This window comes from Paenarthrobacter sp. GQ52 (assembly GCF_059759005.1).
The window spans coordinates 173,336-193,127 of the sequence record NZ_JCAXEJ010000005.1 but is presented as its reverse complement, the minus strand read 5'-3'; the positions used below and the strand labels follow the sequence as shown (position 1 = coordinate 193,127).

Genomic DNA, 19,792 nt, shown 5'->3' with positions numbered 1-19,792 from the left:
GGGAGAAACCATGGCCGATTCCCACCACATCCTCTGGCAGCGGGCCGTCGTCGACGCCGTATCCGACGTGGCAGAGAACATCCGCCGCATCGTCCTGCGTCCGGAGCGTCCCTGTCCCATTCGTCCCGGCGAGCACGTGGATGTCCGCACGACCATCGACGGCGAGCAGCATGTCCGCTCATACTCCGTGGTCAACGCCGCCGACAATGGCACGCACCTCGCCCTCAGCGTCTACCGGACTCCCAACTCCCGGGGAGGATCCGTGTTCATGCACTCACTCCAGCCGGGGCAGCGCCTGGAGATCACCCAGCCGTTGCAGAACTTCCCGCTGCGGATCGGAGCCCCCTCCTACGTCTTGCTTGCCGGTGGCATCGGCATCACCGCAATCGCCGGGATGGCCGCGTTGCTGCGCCGCCTCGGCGCCGACTACCGCCTGGTCTATGTGGCCCGTTCCCGGGATGCGATGGCCTACCTGGATGACCTCGCCGCCATGCACGGGGACCGTTTCGAGGCGCACGTCGACGCGGAGGGCGCTCCCCTTGACGTCCGGGCTCTCGTGGGCTCAGCCCCCGAGGACGCAGAGTTTTACATGTGCGGGCCTATCCGGCTCATGGACGCTGTCCGCCGTGCATGGACCGAACGGGAGCTCGAACCCACGAACCTGCGCTACGAGACTTTCGGCAACAGCGGCTGGTACGAGGCAGAACCGTTCACCGTACGGATACCGCGGCTGGGGGTAGAGACAATTGTCGGTTCCGACGAGTCCGTGCTGGAGGCCCTCGAACGTGATGGCGTGGACATGATGTCGGACTGCCGCAAGGGTGAGTGCGGCCTGTGCCAGGTCAAGGTCCTTGAGCTCGCCGGACGGATCGACCACCGCGACGTTTTCTATTCGGACCGCCAGAAGGAACCCAACACCAAAATGTGTTGCTGCGTCTCGCGGGTGGCCGCCGCCGAACCGGGCACAGACCCGACGACCCGTCCCACCATCCTCACCATCGACATCCCCTGAGAGGCATCAGCACCATGGATATCAGACACCAGATCGACGCATCCAAGATGTCGTCCTACCAGTGGCTCATCATCGCCGTGACCACTTTCCTCAACGCCCTCGACGGCTACGACGTGCTGGCCATGGCCTTTACAGCCACGTCCGTGACCAAGGAGTTCGGACTTTCCGGTTCCCAGCTTGGCTGGCTGCTCAGCGCGGGCCTCATCGGTATGGCCGTGGGTTCGCTCGTCCTCGGGCCCTTCGCGGACCGCTACGGCCGACGCAAGATCCTTATCGTGGCACTGGCGATCAACGCCGTCGGACTGTTCCTGTCCACAACAGCGAACTCCGCGCTTGAGCTCGGCCTGTGGCGCGTCGTCACAGGACTGGGTGTGGGCGGCATCCTCGCCTCCGCGACTGTGATCACGAGTGAGTACGCCAATGCCCGCCGTCGCGGTATGGCCGTCAGCATCTTCACCGCGGGCTATGGAGTAGGTGCCACGCTCGGTGGGATGGGAGCGACCCAGCTCATCCCCGCCTTCGGGTGGCGCTCCGTGTTCCTTGTTGGTGGCCTGCTGACTCTCCTGGCGATCGCTCTGGTGGTTGTCCTCATGCCCGAGTCCGTCGACTACCTCCGCGCCCGGCGACCGGAGGGCGCGGCCGCGAAGCTCCAGCGCATCGCCGGCCGTCTGGGTCTCGAGGGTTACGTCAATCCCGGTCCTGCCCCTGTAAGCGCCGGTAAGCAGCAGGGCAGCGTGGCCGTGCTCCTGAGCCCGCGGTACCGCACTGCCAGCATCCTGCTTTGGATCTCCTTCTTCGTCATCATGTTCGGCTTCTACTTCGCCAACTCATGGACGCCCCGGCTGCTCGTGGAATCAGGGATGACGGAGCAGCAGGGCATCATCGGCGGACTCATGCTCACCATGGGCGGAACCTTCGGTTCGTTGCTCTACGGGGTGCTCACAACCCGGTGGGACGCGCGGTTGACCCTCATGGTCTTCACCGTGCTCTCGGCCGTGACCCTCGTCCTGTTCATCACCACAAGCCCCCTGCCGCTGCTGGCGTTCTCGTCCGGCGTGGTCGTCGGGATGCTCGTCAACGGTTGCATCGCTGGCCTCTACACCGTGGCTCCCATGACCTACGAGCCTGGTGTCCGCACCACGGGTGTGGGCTGGGGGATTGGTATCGGCCGGGCCGGTGCCATCCTCGCTCCCATTGCGGTCGGCGCGCTGCTTGACAACGGATGGAACCCCCACCAGCTCTACATCGGAGTGGCCGTGGTGGTCCTCCTCGCGGCAGTCGCCCTGTTTCGACTGCGGCCCTACGAAGAGATTGCATCCTCCGCAACCAACCAGCCTGCGTCAAGAGCGACTACTGGATGACAGGGTGCCGCCCCTGGACCTGGGAGTGCGCTAAGCGCGTTCCCGGGTCTTGCGTGCGCGCCGGGCCACAACTTCTTCCGCCGCAGCCACGAGCTGCCGTGCAGACTCGTCCCAGTTGAATTCTGCAGCGCGTTGCACTGACTTGCGGGAGCGTTGCTGCCAAAGTGCGTCGTCGGCAAGGGCCGTCACAGCGGCCGCGAATTCCGTCGGCGATTCGGGGTGGACGTAGCTGACGGCGTCACCACCCACTTCACGGAAAATCGGAATATCGCTTGCGATAACGGGGGTGCCCAAGGCCATCGCCTCCACCAGCGGCAAACCGTACCCTTCGGCCCGTGACAGGCTGATCAACGCGGTGGCCCGCAGCAGGAGTTCGTCGTACTCGGCGTCAGTGACACCGTTATGGAACAGCACCTTTGCTCCATCGGGGATCAACGCCTCCAACTCGGCTTTGCGCTCGGGGGTGATCCGGCTGAGCAAATGCAACGTGTAATCGTGCAGTCCGGACATGCCCCCGATCATGGTTTCCACGTTCTTGTAAGGCATGAACGAACCCATGTAGAGGAGGGACTTGTCTGCGCCTCCTTCAGGGTCGCGGGGCGTTTGACCGGGTTGGGGTGCGTTGCCCACGATGCGCACGGGACGCTTGGTCAGTTTGTACTTGGCCATGAGGGCTTCAGTGGTGCGGCTGATGGTGGCCACGATGTCCGCGCGGTCGAGCAGGAGCCTCTGCGGCCAGAACGCCTTGTGGTAGAGCCTCCAGAGAAGGCGAACGGGGGCTGGCAGGAAGCCCGGGGGAGTCGGGTGCTCATAGTAAATGAGGTCATGAAGGGTAAGCACCAGTCCATAACGGCGGCCCACGGTGCCCATGGTCTGCATAGGACACACCACCACGTCAGCATCAAGGGGGTTGACCTTGCGGGCGACGAACAATTCCATAGGTGACAGGGGGCTGTTGAGCATCACGTACGGGACGTCGGGCAGAAGTGCCAGTTGGCGCTTGTCGCTGATGAGCATGGTGACATCGGCGATTTTGGACGTTGCGGCTATGAGGCTGGAACCGTAGCGGCTGATGCCATCGTGATGGTCCGTTCGGGTAAAGCGGGCGTCGATGACAATTTTCACGCGGGATGTTCCTCCAGGAAGGTACGGATTGCTTCAGCGGCCGGAACCGGCGTCTCATAGTGGATAAGATGCCCGACGTCGGGAATCACTTCCAGCTTGGCGTCAGGTAGTCGCTTCATGAGTTTGTGCTGGTTGGGAAGAGTGGCGATCTCATCTTTTTCGCCGGCGATCAACAGTACGGGAAGTGTTAGTTTCCCGGCGACCTCGGCCACGTTGCCCGAGACGGAGGCCTTGAACGATTCGAGCAGGCTCTTCCTGTCTGCGAAGGCACTGAAATATGCGTCGTGCTGGTCGTGGATGAAACGACGAAGGGCTCTGTCCTTGGTTTTGGCCATGGTGATGCTCATGATGCGAACGATCACCCGATTCCGAAGGACCGCTAGTCCGAGCTGGCGGGGAAGCTTGGCGGACGCCTGGTAGTACAGCACCGCTAGTTTGGTCATGAAGCCCTTGGGACCCTCCAACGCGGGTGCGGCAATGGGGTTGATCAGGATCAGCGGATAGACGGTTCCGGGATTCGCGGCGGCGAAGTGGCTGGCCACGATTGAGCCGAAGGAGTGGCCCAGCAGGACAGTCTCGTCATTCAGATCGAGCGCGGCCATGAACCCGGAGATGAACTTTCCATAGCGCTCAACGCTGTGTTCATCGTGGACGAAAGGCTCCGAGCTTCCGAAGGCCGGCAAGTCCGGCATGATGATCCGCATCCCGGGAAGTTGGTCGGCTACGCGCAGCAATCCGTGGTGGTCACCCCGGAAACCGTGGATCACCAGGATGGTGCGCGTCAGGGGAGTGACGGTGACCGGTTCGTAGGTCCAGTAAGCTACCTTGCTGCCATCCACCTCAACCTCCGAGGCATGCGTCCGCCCCGGCAAGGATTCGCTGAAGAATTCGCTGGGGGCCTGCGCACCCTGTGGGGAGTTCGCGGTGTCCACGTTGTCCATTCGTCTATTCCTAGTTCACGTTGTCCGGGTGGGACCCGGTCCGATGGTGGCGTTCCAATGCGGCTATGCCGTCCATATCCCCGGCGTCCAATTCAAAATCGAAGACGGCGATGTTTTCCTTGATCCGTCCGGCCGAGCTTGCCTTGGGAATGACCAGGTTCCCCAGCTGAAGATGCCACCGCAGAATGACCTGGGCCGGAGTCCGGCCATACTTTTCTGACAGCGCGACAATAGCGGGGTCAGCCAGGACTTGCCCGCGACCAAGGGGACTCCACGCCTCGGTACGGATTCCGAGTTGCTCGTGCAACGTCCGCAATCTGGTCTGCTGCAACCAGGGGTGCAGTTCTATCTGGTTCACTGCCGGAACAACCTCTGCCTTTTGCATGAGCTCATCCAGGTGTCCGGGCTGGAAATTGGAAACACCTATGGCCCGGATTTTGCCTTCCCTGTAAAGGGTTTCCATGGCTTTGTAGCTTTCCACGAACAACCCCCGGCCGGCGCACGGCCAGTGGATGAGGTAGAGGTCCACGTAATCAAGTCCAAGGTTCGCCATGGACGTGTCGAACGCCCGTAGTGTCGCGTCGTAGCCCTGGTCATCGTTCCAGACCTTGGTGGTAACGAAGAGGTCCTCGCGTGCCAGCGCGTGTACCGACTCGCCGGAGCCACCGGTACCTCTGTTGGCTTCCGCGGCGTCACCGATCGCACCGCCGAGAGCGCGGCCCACCCCGACTTCGTTGCCGTACATCGCGGCAGTATCAAACCGGCGGTAGCCCTCACCCAAAGCCGTGGCAACCAAGGCCTCTGCGTCTTTGGCGGGAACTTTATAGAGCCCGTATCCCATGCGATCCATCTGAACGCCGTTGTTTAGTGCCAGCCTGTTCGATGTCAGCTTGGATGGGGATCTCATAGCAACGACTCTACCCATTCCTTGCACGATTGCTTCAGGAATGGCCATTGAAACTCACCAGGCGTCGGGCTGAGGCTTCGTCCAGAATGAGGTCCGTCGCGAGTCCCGCAGCCAGGGCTCCTTGGAGGCCATTGATCTTGGATGCCCCGGAGACCACGCAGATCCGTCGCCTGACTTGCCGCAATTGTTCATGGCTGGGACCGGTTGACCTCTCATTCAAGGTGATGCCGTCAGAGGAACCATCACTCCGGAAGAAGACCGTCGCTACATCGCCCACAACATCGTCTGCGGCCAGCATGGTGAGGTCGTGTTCATCGAGGTAACCGCCGGCATAGACATGGCTCGGGTAGTCCGAGTCCACAGATCCGACGCCGAAGATAGCGATGCTCATCCGGGCCTGCAGGTCCAGGATGCGTTGAACGCTGCGCTCATTCCACATGGCGGTCTTGGTGGAGGCATGATCAAAAAAAGCCGGAACAGGGAACTGTTCCACGCGGGCGCCGTACGCACTGCCGAAGCGACGCATGATGTCACTGGCATACGTAATGCCGGTGGTTTGCATGTTGCCGGCGCCATTGAGCTGGACCACGATGCTGTCGTGGGTCACCTTGCGCGTGAGGTGCCTGCTGACCGCGCTGAGCGTCGCACCCCAGGCCACTCCGATGATGGCATTCGAGTCCACCAAAGGTCCGATTGTCCGTGCAGCCTGCATGGCTACGCGGTCCAGGGTCTCTGCTTCGTTGAGCGTGTCCAGTACCGGAACCACGTGGACATCCACGCCGTATTGGTTCCGGATCTGGCTTTCCAGCTCAGGTCCGGTATCGAAAGGGCTTCGAATCTGGACCTGCACGAGGCCCGTTTCCCTCGCCGAAGACAACAGCCTGGACACCGTGGACCTGGATGTCCTCAGCTCCCGGGCGATCGCATCCATGGTGAGGTCCTGCAGGTAGTACATCTGTGCAGCCCGGAGTGCATCCGAGTGACGTGATCGTCCCATCTCATTTCCTTACTGCACGTTTGTGCAAATAGCTTGACTCCATTTTCCACCTTCGCCAGATTAGTGGTGAACGGTGCAGCAGCGAGTGGCGCGGCGCACGAACCAAGCCCAAGGGAGCAGTTTTGGGACACAACAGGATTTCCGGTACCTCACAGCACACACAGCGCGACTCCGTCGTTGCACTGCAGGAGCGGCCCTCGGCCAAGGTACTCATCATCGGCGGTGGCATCAATGGTGTCGGAACGTTCCGCGATCTCGCCCTCCAGGGTGTCGACGTCGCGCTTGTTGAACGTGGTGACTACTGCCAAGGTGCCAGCGGTGCCTCCTCCCACATGATCCACGGCGGCATCCGGTACCTGGAAAACGGCGAGTTCCGCTTGGTCCAGGAGTCCGTGGTCGAGCGCAACAGGCTCCTGCGGATCGCGCCCCACTACGTGAAGCCGCTGCAGACCACCATCCCGATCTTCAGCACGTTCTCCGGCATCCTGTCTGCACCCATGCGCTTCCTCAGCCACAAGCAAGGCAAGCCCAAGGAACGCGGCGCTTTCCTGATCAAGGTTGGCCTGAGCATGTACGACTTCTTCTCCCGCGACGGCGGCAACGTACCGCGCCACCAGTTCCGTGGGCGGACCAAGGCCTTGGCTGAACTTCCCCAACTTCATTCCGGCATCAAGTACGCCGCTACCTACTTTGATGCTTCGGTTCATAACCCGGAGCGTCTGACCCTTGACGTCCTGCAGGACGGGGAGAAAGCAGGCCGTGGCGGAGGACTCCCAGGAGGAAGCGCCCGCGCCAGCAACTACGTTTCTCTCGTGTCCATGGGCTCGGACGGAGTCCGGCTCCGTGATGAACTGACGGGCAAGGAATTCGACTTCCAGGCGGACGTCATCGTCAACACCACGGGGGCCTGGGTTGACCTCACCAACCAGGCCATGGGCGCAGTCAGCAAGTTCATGGGCGGCACCAAGGGATCGCATATCGTCCTGGACCACCCGGAACTGCTGGCAGCGTGCAACGGCCGCGAAATCTTCTTCGAGCACACTGATGGCCGTATCGTCCTGATCTACCCCATGGGTGACCGCGTGCTGGTAGGCACCACGGATGTGGACGCTGATATGTCCCAGGACGCCGTGTGCACTGAAGAAGAAATCGACTACTTCTTCGACCTCGTCGGCCACGTGTTTCCCACCATCAAGGTGGAGCGCGACCAGATCGTCTACAGCTTCGCCGGCGTCCGGCCCCTGCCGCGCCACGACGAAACCCAGCCGGGATTCGTCTCACGCGACTACCGCATCGAACGCAGCGTCCGCACCGGCAGCGGCTCCGTCGCTACGCCAGGCGGTAAGGCCGCCGTCGTGCTCAGCCTGGTGGGCGGCAAGTGGACCACCTTCCGCGCGCTGGCCGAACACATGACCAATGACGTCCTCCGCGAACTGGGCATGGAGCGCAAGGTCTCGACGGCGAAACTTGCTATCGGCGGCGGCGCCGGCTTCCCTGCCACTGAACAAGGCGAGCAGGAATGGATCAAGAAGCACATGGGGCCGGGGTTGGATGCTGACCGCGTGGCCGTCCTGTTGACCCGGTACGGAACGCGCGCAGATGCCGTCATCGACTACCTGAATGCCGGACACGACACTCCGCTGCGTTCCACGCGCGAACTGAGCGTCCGGGAGCTGGCGTTCATGGCCGAGCACGAGCAGATCGGGCACCTGGTGGATGTCCTCATCCGCAGGACGTCGCTGGCGTTCCGTGGGCTTGTCACCGGGGAGTTGCTCAATGAAATAGCAGCAGCGTTGGCCGAGCCTCTTGGTTGGGATGCTGCTGCCCGTGAAGCAGAAATCCGCCACGCCCAGGAAGTACTGCAACGGTTCCACAAGGTTGACGTGCACAGTCTCGTAGCCTGACACCAAGCAGCGGAAACAGCTTGACCGTCCCAATGTGCGGCAGGGGCGGAATGGGGTAGGTGGGCCCGCCAGGGGACCACCACACCGGGACGGTTCCGGAGACAACGGAACCGTCCCAACAGCCTCTTCACCCGCGAGGAGGCTGACAACAGAAAAATGAGGAGTCAAAGATGTCTCTTGGAATTGTTTTCCTTTCCGAAGTATTCGGAACCATGATGCTGACCCTGCTGGGTTGCGGCGTCGTGGCAAACGTTGCGCTCAAAGGCACCAAGGGCAACAACGGTGGATTCTTGATGGTGACGTGGGGCTGGGGTATTGCGGTCTTCGCGGGCGTTTTCGTGGCCGCAAAGTCCGGTGCGCACCTTAACCCGGCCGTCACCCTGGGCCTGCTTGTCAACGGCAAAGCAGAATACGCCCCCGGTGTTCCCGTGGATTTCGCGTCCACCCTGACGTACTTCGGCGCTGAACTGCTCGGCGCTTTCCTGGGTGCAGTTGTTTGCTGGCTTGCTTACAAGCAGCACTTCGATGAAGAGCCCCTCGCAGCGAGCAAGCTGGGCACCTTCTCCACCGGTCCGGCCATCCGCTCCACCCCGTGGAACCTCATCACGGAAATCATCGGCACGTTCGTCCTGGTCTTCGTCATCCTGACCTTCGGCGGGACCCCTTCGGGCCTCGGCCCGCTGGCTGTTGCACTGCTCGTTGTTGGCATCGGTGTTTCCCTCGGTGGTCCCACCGGTTACGCCATCAACCCTGCACGTGACCTCGGTCCCCGCATCGCCCACGCCATCCTTCCCATCAAGGGCAAGGGCACCAGCGACTGGGCCTACTCCTGGATTCCCGTCGTCGGACCGCTGGTTGGCGGCGCCCTTGCAGGCGTCGTTGCCCTCTGGGTACCGGACATCATGCCTGCAATCGCAGGCTAGTCCCGCACGTACGCACTTCGCTTCACCGCACGTTGTAGATAAACACTTGAGAAGCTAACAACAAAGACAAGGACGTCACCATGAATCAATACGTCATCGCCATCGATCAGGGCACAACCAGCTCCCGCGCCATCGTTTTTGACCACACGGGCAACATCGTGTCCACCGGCCAGATGGAGCATGAGCAGATCTTCCCGCAGGCCGGCTGGGTTGAGCACAACCCCGCCGAAATCTGGAACAACACCCGCGAAGTCATCGCCTCCGCCCTGTCCAAGGCGAACCTGACACGGCACGACATCGCCGCCGTCGGCATTACCAACCAGCGCGAAACCGCTGTCGTTTGGGACAAGAACACCGGCGAGGCCGTCTACAACGCCATCGTCTGGCAGGACACCCGAACCCAGCCCATCGTGGATGAACTGGCCCAGGACGGGGGAGTGGAGCGCTTCAAACAGAAGGTCGGCCTGCCTTTGGCCACGTACTTCTCGGGAACCAAGATCAAATGGATTCTGGACAACGTGGATGGCGCCCGCGAACGTGCCGAAGCCGGCGACCTCCTGTTCGGCAACACCGATGCCTGGGTTCTCTGGAACCTGACCGGCGGTGTTGACGGCGGCGTGCACGTCACCGACGTCACCAACGCTTCCCGAACCCTGTTCATGGACCTCGAAACGCTGCAGTGGGACCAGGAGATCCTGGACGTCTTCGGCGTCCCGGCCTCCATGATGCCTGCCATCAAGTCCTCCTCCGAGGTATATGGCCACGTCCACACCTCCCAGTTGCTCCGCGAAACGCCGGTCGCCGGCATCCTCGGAGACCAGCAGGCGGCAACCTTCGGGCAGGCCGCATTCCAGCCCGGCGAAGCCAAAAACACCTACGGCACCGGCTGCTTCCTGATCTTCAACACGGGCGAAGAGATCGTTCACTCAAAGAACGGCCTGCTCACCACCCTTGGATACAAACTGGGCGACGCCAAGCCGCACTATGCCCTTGAAGGCTCCATTGCCGTCACCGGGTCCTTGATCCAGTGGCTCCGCGACAACCTCGGCCTGATCAGCTCCGCTCCTGAGGTTGAGGACTTGGCTGCCGCCGTCGAGGACAATGGTGGCGTCTACATCGTGCCGGCCTTCTCCGGTCTGTTCGCACCGTATTGGCGTGCAGACGCACGCGGCGCGATCGTCGGACTCACGCGCTTCGCCAACAAGGGCCACATCGCCCGGGCCGCACTCGAAGCAACTGCATTCCAGACGCGTGAAGTACTCGACGCCGTCAACGCCGACTCGGGCGTTCCGCTCACCGAGTTGAAGGTCGACGGCGGCATGGTCGCCAACGAGGCACTCATGCAGTTCCAGGCCGATATCCTGGGCGTGCCCGTCGTCCGCCCGAAGGTCGTGGAAACCACGGCCCTCGGTGCTGCCTACGCGGCCGGCCTCGCCGTCGGCTTCTGGAAAGACCTCGGCGAGCTCAGCGCAAACTGGAACGAAGACAAGCGCTGGGAGCCACAGCTTCCGGCGGAGGAGCAGGAGCGTCAACTGCGGCTCTGGAAGAAGGCCGTAACAAAGTCCATGGACTGGGTCGACGAAGACGTGAAGTAGTTCAAAAAAGGGGCCGATGACTCCCGCCCGCCCGCTTCGCGGTGCCCACCACACCATGGCGGGGAGTCATCGGCCCCTTTTTCGACGCTGTGCGCCGCGCCGCCCACCATGTTTTGCCGGTGAGTGGAACGTTGATCGTGCGCTATTGTAGATCTATGCGTGCGATCCTTCTGCTTAGCTAGCCGCTCGGCTTTCAATAGCCGTGCGGCCGCCCCTCCATTGTTGAGGGGCTTTTGTGTGTCCGGGACTTTCCGGTGCCAAAGCAGGAGTCAAAACCGCCATCGAAGAACAGAAGAGGGCAGCAGTGAGCGTTCAGCCGGAGACAGAGACCGGAACAGCACAAACAGCCGCAGCCGAAGCGCCCGAAGAAGGCGTCTACAGCTTCGCTGCGATGGAAGCCAAGTGGCCGCAGGTCTGGGAGGACCTCAAAGTCTTCACGCCTGCCGACGATGGTTCGCGGGAACGCCGCTACGTGCTGGACATGTTCCCGTACCCCTCCGGCGACCTCCACATGGGCCACGCCGAAGCCTTCGCCATGGGTGACGTCGTGGCGCGTTACCTGCGCCAGAAGGGCTTCGATGTCCTGCACCCCATCGGCTGGGACTCCTTCGGCCTGCCCGCTGAGAACGCTGCAATCAAGCGCAACGCACACCCCAGTGAGTGGACCTACGCCAACATCGACACCCAGGCGGCGTCCTTCAAGCGCTACGCAATCTCCGCCGACTGGTCCCGCCGCCTCCACACCTCCGACCCCGAGTACTACCGGTGGACTCAGTGGCTGTTCAAGCGCTTCTACGAGCGTGGCCTGGCCTACCGCAAGGACTCGCCCGTCAACTGGTGCCCCAAGGACCTGACTGTGCTCGCCAACGAGCAGGTCGTCAACGGCGCTTGTGAGCGTTGCGGCACGCCTGTCACCAAGAAGTCCCTGAACCAGTGGTACTTCAAGATCACGGACTACGCCGATCGTCTTCTTGAGGACATGGACCAGCTGCAGGGTCACTGGCCCGAGCGCGTTCTGGCCATGCAACGCAACTGGATTGGCCGCTCCGAAGGCGCCCACGTGCGTTTTGTCATTGAAGCCACGGATGACCGTGCCGAGCGCGAAGTCACCGTGTTCACCACCCGGCCGGACACCCTCTACGGTGCAACGTTCTTCGTCGTTGCAGCGGATGCTCACCTGGCGCTGGATTTGGTGACGCCTGAACAGCACGATGAACTTATGGCCTACCGCGAAAAGGTCAAGGCACTCTCGGAAATCGAGCGCCAGTCCACCGAACGCGAGAAGACCGGTGTCTTCACCGGCCGCTACGCCGTCAACCCGCTCAACGGAGAAAAGCTCCCGGTGTGGGCCGCTGACTATGTCCTGGCCGACTACGGCACGGGCGCTATCATGGCGGTCCCGGCACACGACCAGCGCGACCTCGACTTCGCCAAGACTTTCGGGCTGCCCGTCCGTGCGGTACTGGATACCGGTGACGAAGATCCCGCAGAGACCGGCGTCGCCACTGCAGGTGAAGGCACGCTCAAGAACTCCGGTGAGTTGGACGGCCTTTCCAAGTCCGACGGCATTCCCGCGGCGATCGAGATTCTCGAGAAGCTCGGAACCGGCGAAAAGTTCGTCAACTTCCGTTTGCGTGACTGGCTGCTGAGCCGCCAGCGCTTCTGGGGTACTCCGATCCCCATCATCCACTGTGGTGAATGTGGCGAAGTGCCCGTTCCAGATGACCAGCTCCCCGTCAGGTTGCCCGACAACCTGCGCGGTGAGGCGTTGTCGCCGAAGGGGACCTCCCCGCTGGCCGCCGCCGTCGAGTGGGTCAACGTTGAGTGCCCCAACTGTGGCCGTGCAGCGCAGCGTGATACTGACACCATGGATACGTTCGTGGACTCGTCCTGGTACTTCCTGCGATTCGTATCGCCGGATTACACCGAAGGCCCGTTCGATCCCGAAAAGATCAACAACTGGATGCCGGTCGGGCAGTACGTGGGCGGCGTGGAACACGCCATCCTGCACCTGCTGTACGCACGTTTCTTCACCAAGGTCATCAAGGACATCGGCCTGATCGAAGCCAACGAACCGTTCTCTGCGCTGCTCAACCAGGGCCAAGTACTCAACGGCGGAAAGGCCATGAGCAAGTCCCTCGGCAACGGCGTGGATTTGGGCGAGCAGTTGGACAAGTTCGGTGTCGACGCCGTTCGCCTCACCATGGTCTTCGCCTCCCCACCTGAGGACGACGTCGACTGGGCGGACGTTTCCCCGTCAGGTTCGGCCAAGTTCCTGGCCCGTGCGTGGCGCCTTGGCCAGGACGTCAGCAGTGAACCGGGCGTTGATCCGGCGACTGGTGACCGTGCGTTGCGCACTGTGACGCACAAGACCATCGCAGATGCCGCTGAACTGCTGGACAACAACAAGTTCAACGTCGTGGTTGCCCGCCTCATGGAGTTGGTCAACGCCACGCGCAAGAACATCGATTCCGGTGCAGGTGCCGCAGATCCAGCTGTTCGTGAAGCGGTGGAAGCCGTAGCCGTAATCCTGAGCCTCTTTGCGCCCTACACGGCCGAGGACCTTTGGAACACTCTCGGTCACCCGGCTTCCGTTGCGAATGCAGGCTGGCCGAAGCACGACGATGCACTGCTGGTGCAGGACACCGTCACCGCCGTTGTCCAGGTGCAGGGCAAAGTTCGCGACCGTCTTGAAGTGTCGCCGGACATCACCGAGGACGCGCTGCGTGAGCTCGCCTTGGCCTCGGAAAACGTCCAGCGTGCCTTGGACGGCCGTGGCATCCGCACCGTCATCGTGCGTGCACCTAAACTGGTGAACATCGTTCCTGCCTAGCAGGGATAGTGCGGCCGCCGGCGTTCTGCCGGCGGCCAGCCATCATCTTTGGAGGTTGCGTGCCTGAGCGAGAACCACCCGCATGGATATGGCTCAAGGAAAGAGTGGCGCGCCTCCGGCAGCCCACGGCACCGGTTCCTGTCGCTGACGTGCCGCTGGCCGCCGTCGTCAAAACCGCGGTTGTCACCGATTCGGCCGCTGCCCTGCCGCCGGACTGGGTATCTGCCTTTACCTCAGACGGGCGCCTCGCGGTTGTTCCCATGCCAGTCATGGTGGGAAGCGAAATCTACGGCGAGGGCGAAGACGACATCACACAAACCCTTTCCTTGGCTCTTGCCTCCGGCGCCTCGGTGAAAACTTCACGGCCGTCGCCTGGCCAGTTCGAACAGGCGTACCTCGCTGCGGAGCGCCACGGTTTCGAGGCTGTGGTGTCCATCCACATTTCGTCCGAGCTCTCAGGAACCGCTGATGCCGCAAGGTTGGCTGCCGCACGCGTGCGCATCCCGGTTGAAGTAGTGGACTCGCGCACTGTGGGGATGGCTCAAGGCATGGGTGTCCAGAGTGCAGTGGTGGCAGCAGCCGATGGCCAGGGAGCGGCAGAAGTCCGCGAATTTGCCGAGAAGCGCATGCAGCGCACCAAGGTTTACTTCTACGTGCCCAGCCTCGAGCAATTGAGACGGGGTGGGCGCATCGGGGCGGCAGCGTCGCTGTTCGGTACCGTCTTGGCTATTAAACCCATCCTGGCGGTCGACGGCGGCAGGATCGTGCCGCTGGAAAAGGTCCGTTCCGCTGTGCGAGCCGTGGCCCGCTTGGAGGAGATCGTTGCCGCTGACGTCGCCTCCCGCCCGGCCGGCCAGCAACGTTTGGCAGTTCACCATTTTGGCAATCAGTTGGAGGCCGAAGCCTTGGCAGCCCGCCTGAACGAAAAATGCCCTGACTGCCCGGCACCCCAAATCAGTGCGCTTCCGGCTGTGTTGGCAGCACATGCAGGATTGGGCGTTCTTGCGGTCATCGTGGGGGAGAGCAGTACGCCAACGGATTGATCCTTGACCGCCGTGGCACATGGCGCAAAGCTATGTTTCCTTGGCTGGTCTGCGCCCGCCCGCGCGTTTCCACAGCCAGCGATCGAGGAGCACCACCACGGCATCGTGCAGCCCAACGACGCCTGCCATAGCTTGCATAGGGTGAAGCGCTACCCAGACAACCAATAAGGTCATCATCGAGAAGGCCGCCATGGACACAATCCCGACCGGTCCTTCGGCCCATGGCAGGGCGGCCCCGGGCAAATGCGCGAAGAACCTTGCCACGCCAGCCACCACTCCCGCGCATGCTCCGGCGAGGGCTATGGGAACTGCTGCCAACCATGGCAAGCCCACTGATAGGGGAACGGCTAGAGTCCCGAAAATCGTCACGGGTGCCACCAAGGTGCCGGCCACCACGTTAGCGATGAGCGCATAAGGAGTGAACTGCGGTTGAAGGGCCACTATCACCGGGCCGCACAGCAGCTGCGCAGACAACGGAACGGCAACACCCGCGGCTAACCACCGTGGCACCCATGCAGGGATCCATGACGCAACGCGAGTGGCCAGCAGGACAATACCCAAGGTCGCCAGCACGGACAGCAGGAACCCGACGTTCGTCGCCATACTCGGATCAAGAAGCAAGAGAACAATGGTGGCCAGGCTGAGGAACGTCAAGGATCGACCCCGCAGGCCCCCGATCAAGGCCGCCAGCCCCACAGTCCCCATCACAGCAGCTCGGAGCACGCTCGGATCCGGACCCACCATCACAACAAAAGCCACCAGACCGCATGCAGCGAAAGCACCGGCTACGGGGCGTGACAGCCTCAGGCATCGCGCTAACAAAATGAAGCCTCCCAGCACCAAGCTGCAATTGGCACCGCTGACCGCGGTCAGGTGTGTCATTCCGGTTGTCGTCATATCCGCCTCCAGGCCTTCGGGAAGAGCGCTGGTGTCTCCTGTGACCATGCCCGGCATCAGCCCGGCAGGGTCGGGCGGCAACCAACTCGAAGCTGCGATGAAGTGCTTCCGTACGTCGACGGAGGATTGCCGCAGATCAAGAGTCGACGCGACGAGAACGGGCACGGAGGACGCTGACAAAAGAGCTGCCTGCGTTTGTCCTTCCCGCACAGCCTTCAGCGTTCCCGATGTTCTGACACGCTGACCGGGCCGTACGTCTTGCCAGCCGTTCCCACCCATTACCATCAAGTCTGCGGAACCTCGAATGACGGAACCGTTGGAGGTGACCTCAACCAAGGTTGCAGCTACCGACCACCTGTTTCCACTTGACTGGCCCGGTGCGCGGACCTCAGTTGGAGATCCTGTGATGAGCACGTGGATAAGGACGCCGTTTCCTTCTACTACAGCCTCAGCGAGCGGCCCCTCTTCGCGGGCATTGGCCATGACAGCACAATGAACAGCCACTGCAGCACCCATGATAAAGGCAAGGGCAATGGTGGCGGGGACCGTTCTGGCACGGTTCAAGGCTGACCGATGACGCCGCGCTCCCGCCCGCAGCAAAACCGCAACCGAGGCCAAAATCCCCGCTACGGCTGCGGACCACGCTGCATCGATAAACGCCCCGGCAAGTGCAACGGACCAGGTCACCAGCACCGTGGGAACCAGCCTCAGATCCATGCGCTTCGATCGCGATGAAACTGCACTGATCCTTGTCATCCCAGCCGAATTAGCCACCCTGGACCGTCACCAAGTCTTTGATTGATTCCATGAGCTTGGGTCCGATGCCGTCAACGGCGTCAAGTTCGTCGACGGAGGCAAAAGGGCCGTGTTCTTTGCGCCAATCAATAATTCCTTGAGCAGTCACCGGCCCAATTCTGGGGAGCGTTCCCAGTTCTTCCAAGGACGCCGTGTTGATGTTGACCTTGGCCTCTGCCGCGTCATCTCCGGTACCGCCAGCAGGGCCCGAGCTTCCAGCAAGTGGGGCAGGCTGCGGCACCTCCCCGACCACAGGGACCTGAATCTTGGCCCCGTCGCTCACCACCTCAGCAAGGTTGAGGCTGTTGAGTTCTGCACTGGATACAACACCCCCGGCAGCCTCAATCGCTTGGAAAACCCGGCTGCCCACCGGCAGGGAAACAACACCAGGCTTCTGCACGGCACCAGCCACGTGCACGAGCACGCTGCCCCCAGCCTCCGTGGGCTCTGACTCAGGAGATTCGGAAGTAACCGACAGCCCGGGCCCCGCCGACGAGGAATACGTGAGTGGTTCTGTTGTTGGCTGCCCCACGGCCGATTGCCACAAGTGCCAAGCAATGATGCCAACTCCCACAACCGCAAGGAGGGCAGCCACCCGCCATGGGGTTCGCCAGCGGCTCCGCACATAACGCATCCCGGATTCCGGGTCCGAATCTTCAGGCGTCGGATCTGGTTCGCCGGGCAACTGCAACAGAGGAATGGTCTGGGTCTCCGTACCCAGGCGGGATGCAAAACGCTGCCGGATTGCCTGCGCTGCGGCATCTGGGGCGGCATCCCGGTTCCGGCGTGGCATAGAACGAGCCTATGGCTGCCGCTGCTGTCACAGCGGGGACGAGGTGCTCTATGTGGATAAGACGAACGAAGGAACAATCCGCTTACGACTGGCCCCGACGAAGGTGAATTTTGCTCGGATCGCACTGAACCGCCTCACTGTTCACCGTAAGAAGCTCTGAAACAAACATAACAAATTTTAAAAAGATAGTGACTTTGAATGGTTTGTAACGCATGATGGATTGAGCCGATCCCGAGGACGTGAACGGCACGAACCAGAAGGGAGCGCAGATGACGCGCTTTGTCGATGTAAGCAACATGATCCGTTGGGTCAGATCCCAAGGCCCGGAAACGATCATCAAAGACCTGATCCACTACATGGAAGAGGACTTCCGACGCTGGGCGCGGTTTGATAAGACGCCGCGCGTCGCCAGCCATACGCCCTACGGCGTTATCGAACTCATGCCCACCAGTGATCACGAGACCTACGGCTTCAAATATGTGAACGGGCACCCCTCCAATCCAGCCCGTGGCTACCAAACCGTCACGGCGTTCGGCGTCCTGGCAGATGTCCACAACGGCTACCCGACGTTCCTGGCGGAAATGACGATCCTCACGGCGCTACGCACCGCAGCCACATCCGCCATGGTCGCGAAGGCCTTGGCTCGATCCGATTCCAGCGTCATGGCCATGATTGGAACCGGGAGTCAGGCAGAATTTCAGGCACTGGCGATGAGGACGGCGCTGGGGGTGGCGAAGCTTCAGGTTTGGGATACCGATCCCGCCGCAGTGAACAAGTTCATCCGCAACATGGTTCCCCTTGGATTCGAAGTACATGTTGCTTCGTCTGCTCTGGAAGCAGTTCAGGGTGCCGACATCGTCACGACGTGCACGGCAGACAAAACCCAAGCAACGATCCTAAGCGTCCAACACATTGCTCCTGGAATCCATCTCAACGCGATCGGCGGAGATTGTCCCGGAAAAACGGAACTTGACCCATCGATCCTGGAGATCGGCGACGTCTTTGTTGAGTATGAGAGCCAGACACGGATCGAAGGTGAAATCCAGCAGATGCCGGCCGACTTCGCCGTCACAGAGTTCTGGAAGGTCCTGCTCGGCGCGGCACCAGGGCGTACCTCCGAAGAGCAAATCACCATCTTCGATTCCGTTGGATTTGCTGTGGAAGACTTCTCGGCCCTGCGATACGTGCGGGACTCCGTGGACGGTACCGAGTTCTTTGAAGACATAGACCTCGTTGCAAATCCGGACGATCCCAAGGACCTGTTCGGTCTTGTCGGTGCCCTAGCGCCCGTCGGATAGACGACTTACCCCATCGTCGCCACTATCCACTAAATGCCGTCAGTTATGACTTCAAACCCGGACCAAAATCCCCATCTCCTACGGAGCGCTATGTCCACCTCAATCAAGCCCAGATTACGTTCTTCACTCCTCCTTTCCGCGGCCACTCTCATGGCTATCTCGATGGTGAGTTGCACCGTCCCCACAGGTGAAAGTGGTGACTCCGGGGTCACCGGAGCTGCCATCAAGCTCGGGCTTCTGGCCCCCCTCACAGGTGTGGCCGCAGCTGACGGCAAGCTCATGGAACAGGGCGCTCGACTTGCAGTCGACGAAATCAATGCCAAGGGCGGCATCGATGGCAGGAAGATCGAACTCAAAGCCCTTGATGTACGGGACCAGAAATCGGATGCAGTCTCGGCCGCTGTGACGCAACTGACCTCAGACCCCGATGTTGCGGCGGTGCTCACCGGTTACGCCAGCACCACCAACTTTGAAATTGATCAACTGGCAGAAGCGGGAATTCCGTACTTGCTGAGCGGCAACAGTGCCCAAACACAGGACATCATTTCCAAGGACCCCGAAAAGTATCCTGGAGTTTGGTCCCTTGCCCCTTCATATGAGGGCTACAGCACCGGCATCCCTGAACAATTGGATGCATGGAACGCTGATGGCACGTTCCCGCTCACCAGCCGCCGTGTTTACATCATCTCCAGCGACAATGCGTACTCCAACGGCATAGCTTCCGGGTTGGACAAGAACTTCAGGGCAAAGGGCTGGGAAGTTACGGGACCCGACACTGTTCCTTTTGGGGAAGTGGACGACTGGACCACGCAGATAACCAAAATCCGTCAGGTCGATCCGGCCGTGATCATCAACCTCGACTACCTGACTGCAAATGCGTCAAAGTTCCTCACCCAATTCCGTCAGAATCCAACTCAGTCATTGGTGTTTTCGCAGTACGCTCCAAGCGTGCCGGAGTTCACTGAGCTTGCAGGCAAGAACGCTGACGGCGTGCTGTACAACCTTCCGTTCGCCCCACTGCCGGCTTTGGCCGAAACTAAAGAGCTCACCCGGAAGCTTACGGAGGCATACGAGAACGAACCCAGCCTGTATAGCTACGGCCTCTACGAACAGGTCTATTTATGGGCCGATGCGGTGAAGGAAGTCGGTGATCCTGACAAGCGCGATGAAGTCGGGGTTGCATTGGGCAAGCTGGACAAGCAAACCACGCTTGGTCGTGTGCATTTTGATCCCAAAACGCATCTGGCCGTGGCTGGCAAGGACGGTATCCCGATGACCTATTACCAAATCCAAACCGGAAAACGCCTGAACATCGCTCCTGAAGAGTTCGCCGACGGCACGTTCCATAGGCCCGAGTGGATGAAATGA

15 protein-coding genes are annotated in these 19,792 nt (G+C 61.4%); 9 read left to right on the top strand and 6 right to left on the bottom strand.

Annotation, left to right across the window (positions count from 1 at the left end):
• Positions 1-10: 10 nt before the first annotated feature.
• Positions 11-1,012, top strand: coding sequence for a PDR/VanB family oxidoreductase (locus AC6CH8_RS09510; RefSeq protein WP_498190153.1), 1,002 nt, complete (start codon positions 11-13; stop codon positions 1,010-1,012).
• A gap of 14 nt (positions 1,013-1,026) precedes the next feature.
• Complete coding sequence (locus tag AC6CH8_RS09505) at positions 1,027-2,373, top strand: MFS transporter (RefSeq protein WP_498190151.1); 1,347 nt, start codon at positions 1,027-1,029, stop codon at positions 2,371-2,373.
• A gap of 30 nt (positions 2,374-2,403) precedes the next feature.
• Here the strand turns inward: AC6CH8_RS09505 and AC6CH8_RS09500 are convergent, their stop codons facing one another.
• The 4 genes from AC6CH8_RS09500 to AC6CH8_RS09485 are packed head-to-tail and all read right to left on the bottom strand — an operon-like array spanning position 2,404 to position 6,343.
• Entirely contained in the window at positions 2,404-3,498 is a 1,095-nt protein-coding gene (locus AC6CH8_RS09500) for a glycosyltransferase family 4 protein (protein WP_498190149.1), read from the bottom strand.
• A complete protein-coding gene (locus AC6CH8_RS09495) occupies positions 3,495-4,439 on the bottom strand; it encodes an alpha/beta fold hydrolase (protein ID WP_498190147.1) in 945 nt (314 codons plus the stop codon). The genes AC6CH8_RS09500 and AC6CH8_RS09495 overlap by 4 nt, the downstream gene beginning before the upstream one ends.
• A gap of 10 nt (positions 4,440-4,449) precedes the next feature.
• A complete protein-coding gene (locus tag AC6CH8_RS09490) occupies positions 4,450-5,346 on the bottom strand; it encodes an aldo/keto reductase (protein WP_166660287.1) in 897 nt (298 codons plus the stop codon).
• A gap of 34 nt (positions 5,347-5,380) precedes the next feature.
• The gene (locus AC6CH8_RS09485) at positions 5,381-6,343 is read right to left on the bottom strand and encodes a sugar-binding transcriptional regulator (protein WP_178992641.1); all 963 of its coding nucleotides are present in this window, start codon (positions 6,341-6,343) and stop codon (positions 5,381-5,383) included.
• 122 nt (positions 6,344-6,465) lie between these two features.
• Here AC6CH8_RS09485 and AC6CH8_RS09480 point away from each other — a divergent pair, with 122 nt between their 5' ends.
• The 5 genes from AC6CH8_RS09480 (at position 6,466) to AC6CH8_RS09460 (ending at position 14,641) form a co-directional block, all read left to right on the top strand.
• Positions 6,466-8,247: a glycerol-3-phosphate dehydrogenase/oxidase gene (locus AC6CH8_RS09480; protein WP_498190145.1), complete on the top strand. Its 1,782-nt coding sequence runs from the start codon at positions 6,466-6,468 to the stop codon at positions 8,245-8,247.
• A gap of 170 nt (positions 8,248-8,417) precedes the next feature.
• Positions 8,418-9,170, top strand: a complete 753-nt coding sequence (locus AC6CH8_RS09475) for an MIP/aquaporin family protein (protein ID WP_420178185.1) — start codon at positions 8,418-8,420, stop codon at positions 9,168-9,170.
• Positions 9,171-9,250: 80 nt separating this feature from the next.
• Entirely contained in the window at positions 9,251-10,765 is a 1,515-nt protein-coding gene (glpK, locus tag AC6CH8_RS09470; RefSeq protein ID WP_309075535.1) for a glycerol kinase GlpK, read from the top strand.
• Positions 10,766-11,069: 304 nt separating this feature from the next.
• Positions 11,070-13,598, top strand: coding sequence for a leucine--tRNA ligase (gene leuS / locus AC6CH8_RS09465; protein WP_498190142.1), 2,529 nt, complete (start codon positions 11,070-11,072; stop codon positions 13,596-13,598).
• Positions 13,599-13,657: 59 nt separating this feature from the next.
• Positions 13,658-14,641: a DegV family protein gene (locus tag AC6CH8_RS09460; RefSeq protein WP_498190140.1), complete on the top strand. Its 984-nt coding sequence runs from the start codon at positions 13,658-13,660 to the stop codon at positions 14,639-14,641.
• A 30-nt stretch (positions 14,642-14,671) separates the two neighbouring features.
• On the opposite strand, the gene AC6CH8_RS09455 is transcribed toward AC6CH8_RS09460, so the two are convergent.
• Both AC6CH8_RS09455 and AC6CH8_RS09450 read right to left on the bottom strand, forming a co-directional pair.
• Positions 14,672-16,255, bottom strand: a complete 1,584-nt coding sequence (locus AC6CH8_RS09455; RefSeq protein ID WP_498190138.1) for a ComEC/Rec2 family competence protein — start codon at positions 16,253-16,255, stop codon at positions 14,672-14,674.
• A 49-nt stretch (positions 16,256-16,304) separates the two neighbouring features.
• Positions 16,305-17,126: a helix-hairpin-helix domain-containing protein gene (locus AC6CH8_RS09450; protein WP_498190136.1), complete on the bottom strand. Its 822-nt coding sequence runs from the start codon at positions 17,124-17,126 to the stop codon at positions 16,305-16,307.
• Between the two features lie 269 nt (positions 17,127-17,395).
• Here AC6CH8_RS09450 and ocd point away from each other — a divergent pair, with 269 nt between their 5' ends.
• Together ocd and AC6CH8_RS09440 are read left to right on the top strand one after the other, a co-directional pair.
• Positions 17,396-18,424, top strand: a complete 1,029-nt coding sequence (gene ocd / locus AC6CH8_RS09445; RefSeq protein WP_498190134.1) for an ornithine cyclodeaminase — start codon at positions 17,396-17,398, stop codon at positions 18,422-18,424.
• Between the two features lie 90 nt (positions 18,425-18,514).
• The gene (locus AC6CH8_RS09440) at positions 18,515-19,792 is read left to right on the top strand and encodes an ABC transporter substrate-binding protein (RefSeq protein WP_498190132.1); all 1,278 of its coding nucleotides are present in this window, start codon (positions 18,515-18,517) and stop codon (positions 19,790-19,792) included.

What these genes read in the sequence shown, in the direction of transcription:
- AC6CH8_RS09510 (WP_498190153.1), top strand. Translation starts at nt 11, where the DNA reads ATGGCCGATTCCCACCACATCCTCTGGCAGCGGGCCGTCGTCGACGCC.
- AC6CH8_RS09505 (WP_498190151.1), top strand. Translation starts at nt 1,027, where the DNA reads ATGGATATCAGACACCAGATCGACGCATCCAAGATGTCGTCCTACCAG.
- AC6CH8_RS09495 (WP_498190147.1), bottom strand. Translation starts at nt 4,439, where the DNA reads ATGGACAACGTGGACACCGCGAACTCCCCACAGGGTGCGCAGGCCCCC.
- AC6CH8_RS09490 (WP_166660287.1), bottom strand. Translation starts at nt 5,346, where the DNA reads ATGAGATCCCCATCCAAGCTGACATCGAACAGGCTGGCACTAAACAAC.
- AC6CH8_RS09485 (WP_178992641.1), bottom strand. Translation starts at nt 6,343, where the DNA reads ATGGGACGATCACGTCACTCGGATGCACTCCGGGCTGCACAGATGTAC.
- AC6CH8_RS09475 (WP_420178185.1), top strand. Translation starts at nt 8,418, where the DNA reads ATGTCTCTTGGAATTGTTTTCCTTTCCGAAGTATTCGGAACCATGATG.
- glpK (WP_309075535.1), top strand. Translation starts at nt 9,251, where the DNA reads ATGAATCAATACGTCATCGCCATCGATCAGGGCACAACCAGCTCCCGC.
- AC6CH8_RS09455 (WP_498190138.1), bottom strand. Translation starts at nt 16,255, where the DNA reads ATGGATCTGAGGCTGGTTCCCACGGTGCTGGTGACCTGGTCCGTTGCA.
- AC6CH8_RS09450 (WP_498190136.1), bottom strand. Translation starts at nt 17,126, where the DNA reads ATGCCACGCCGGAACCGGGATGCCGCCCCAGATGCCGCAGCGCAGGCA.
- ocd (WP_498190134.1), top strand. Translation starts at nt 17,396, where the DNA reads ATGACGCGCTTTGTCGATGTAAGCAACATGATCCGTTGGGTCAGATCC.
- AC6CH8_RS09440 (WP_498190132.1), top strand. Translation starts at nt 18,515, where the DNA reads ATGTCCACCTCAATCAAGCCCAGATTACGTTCTTCACTCCTCCTTTCC.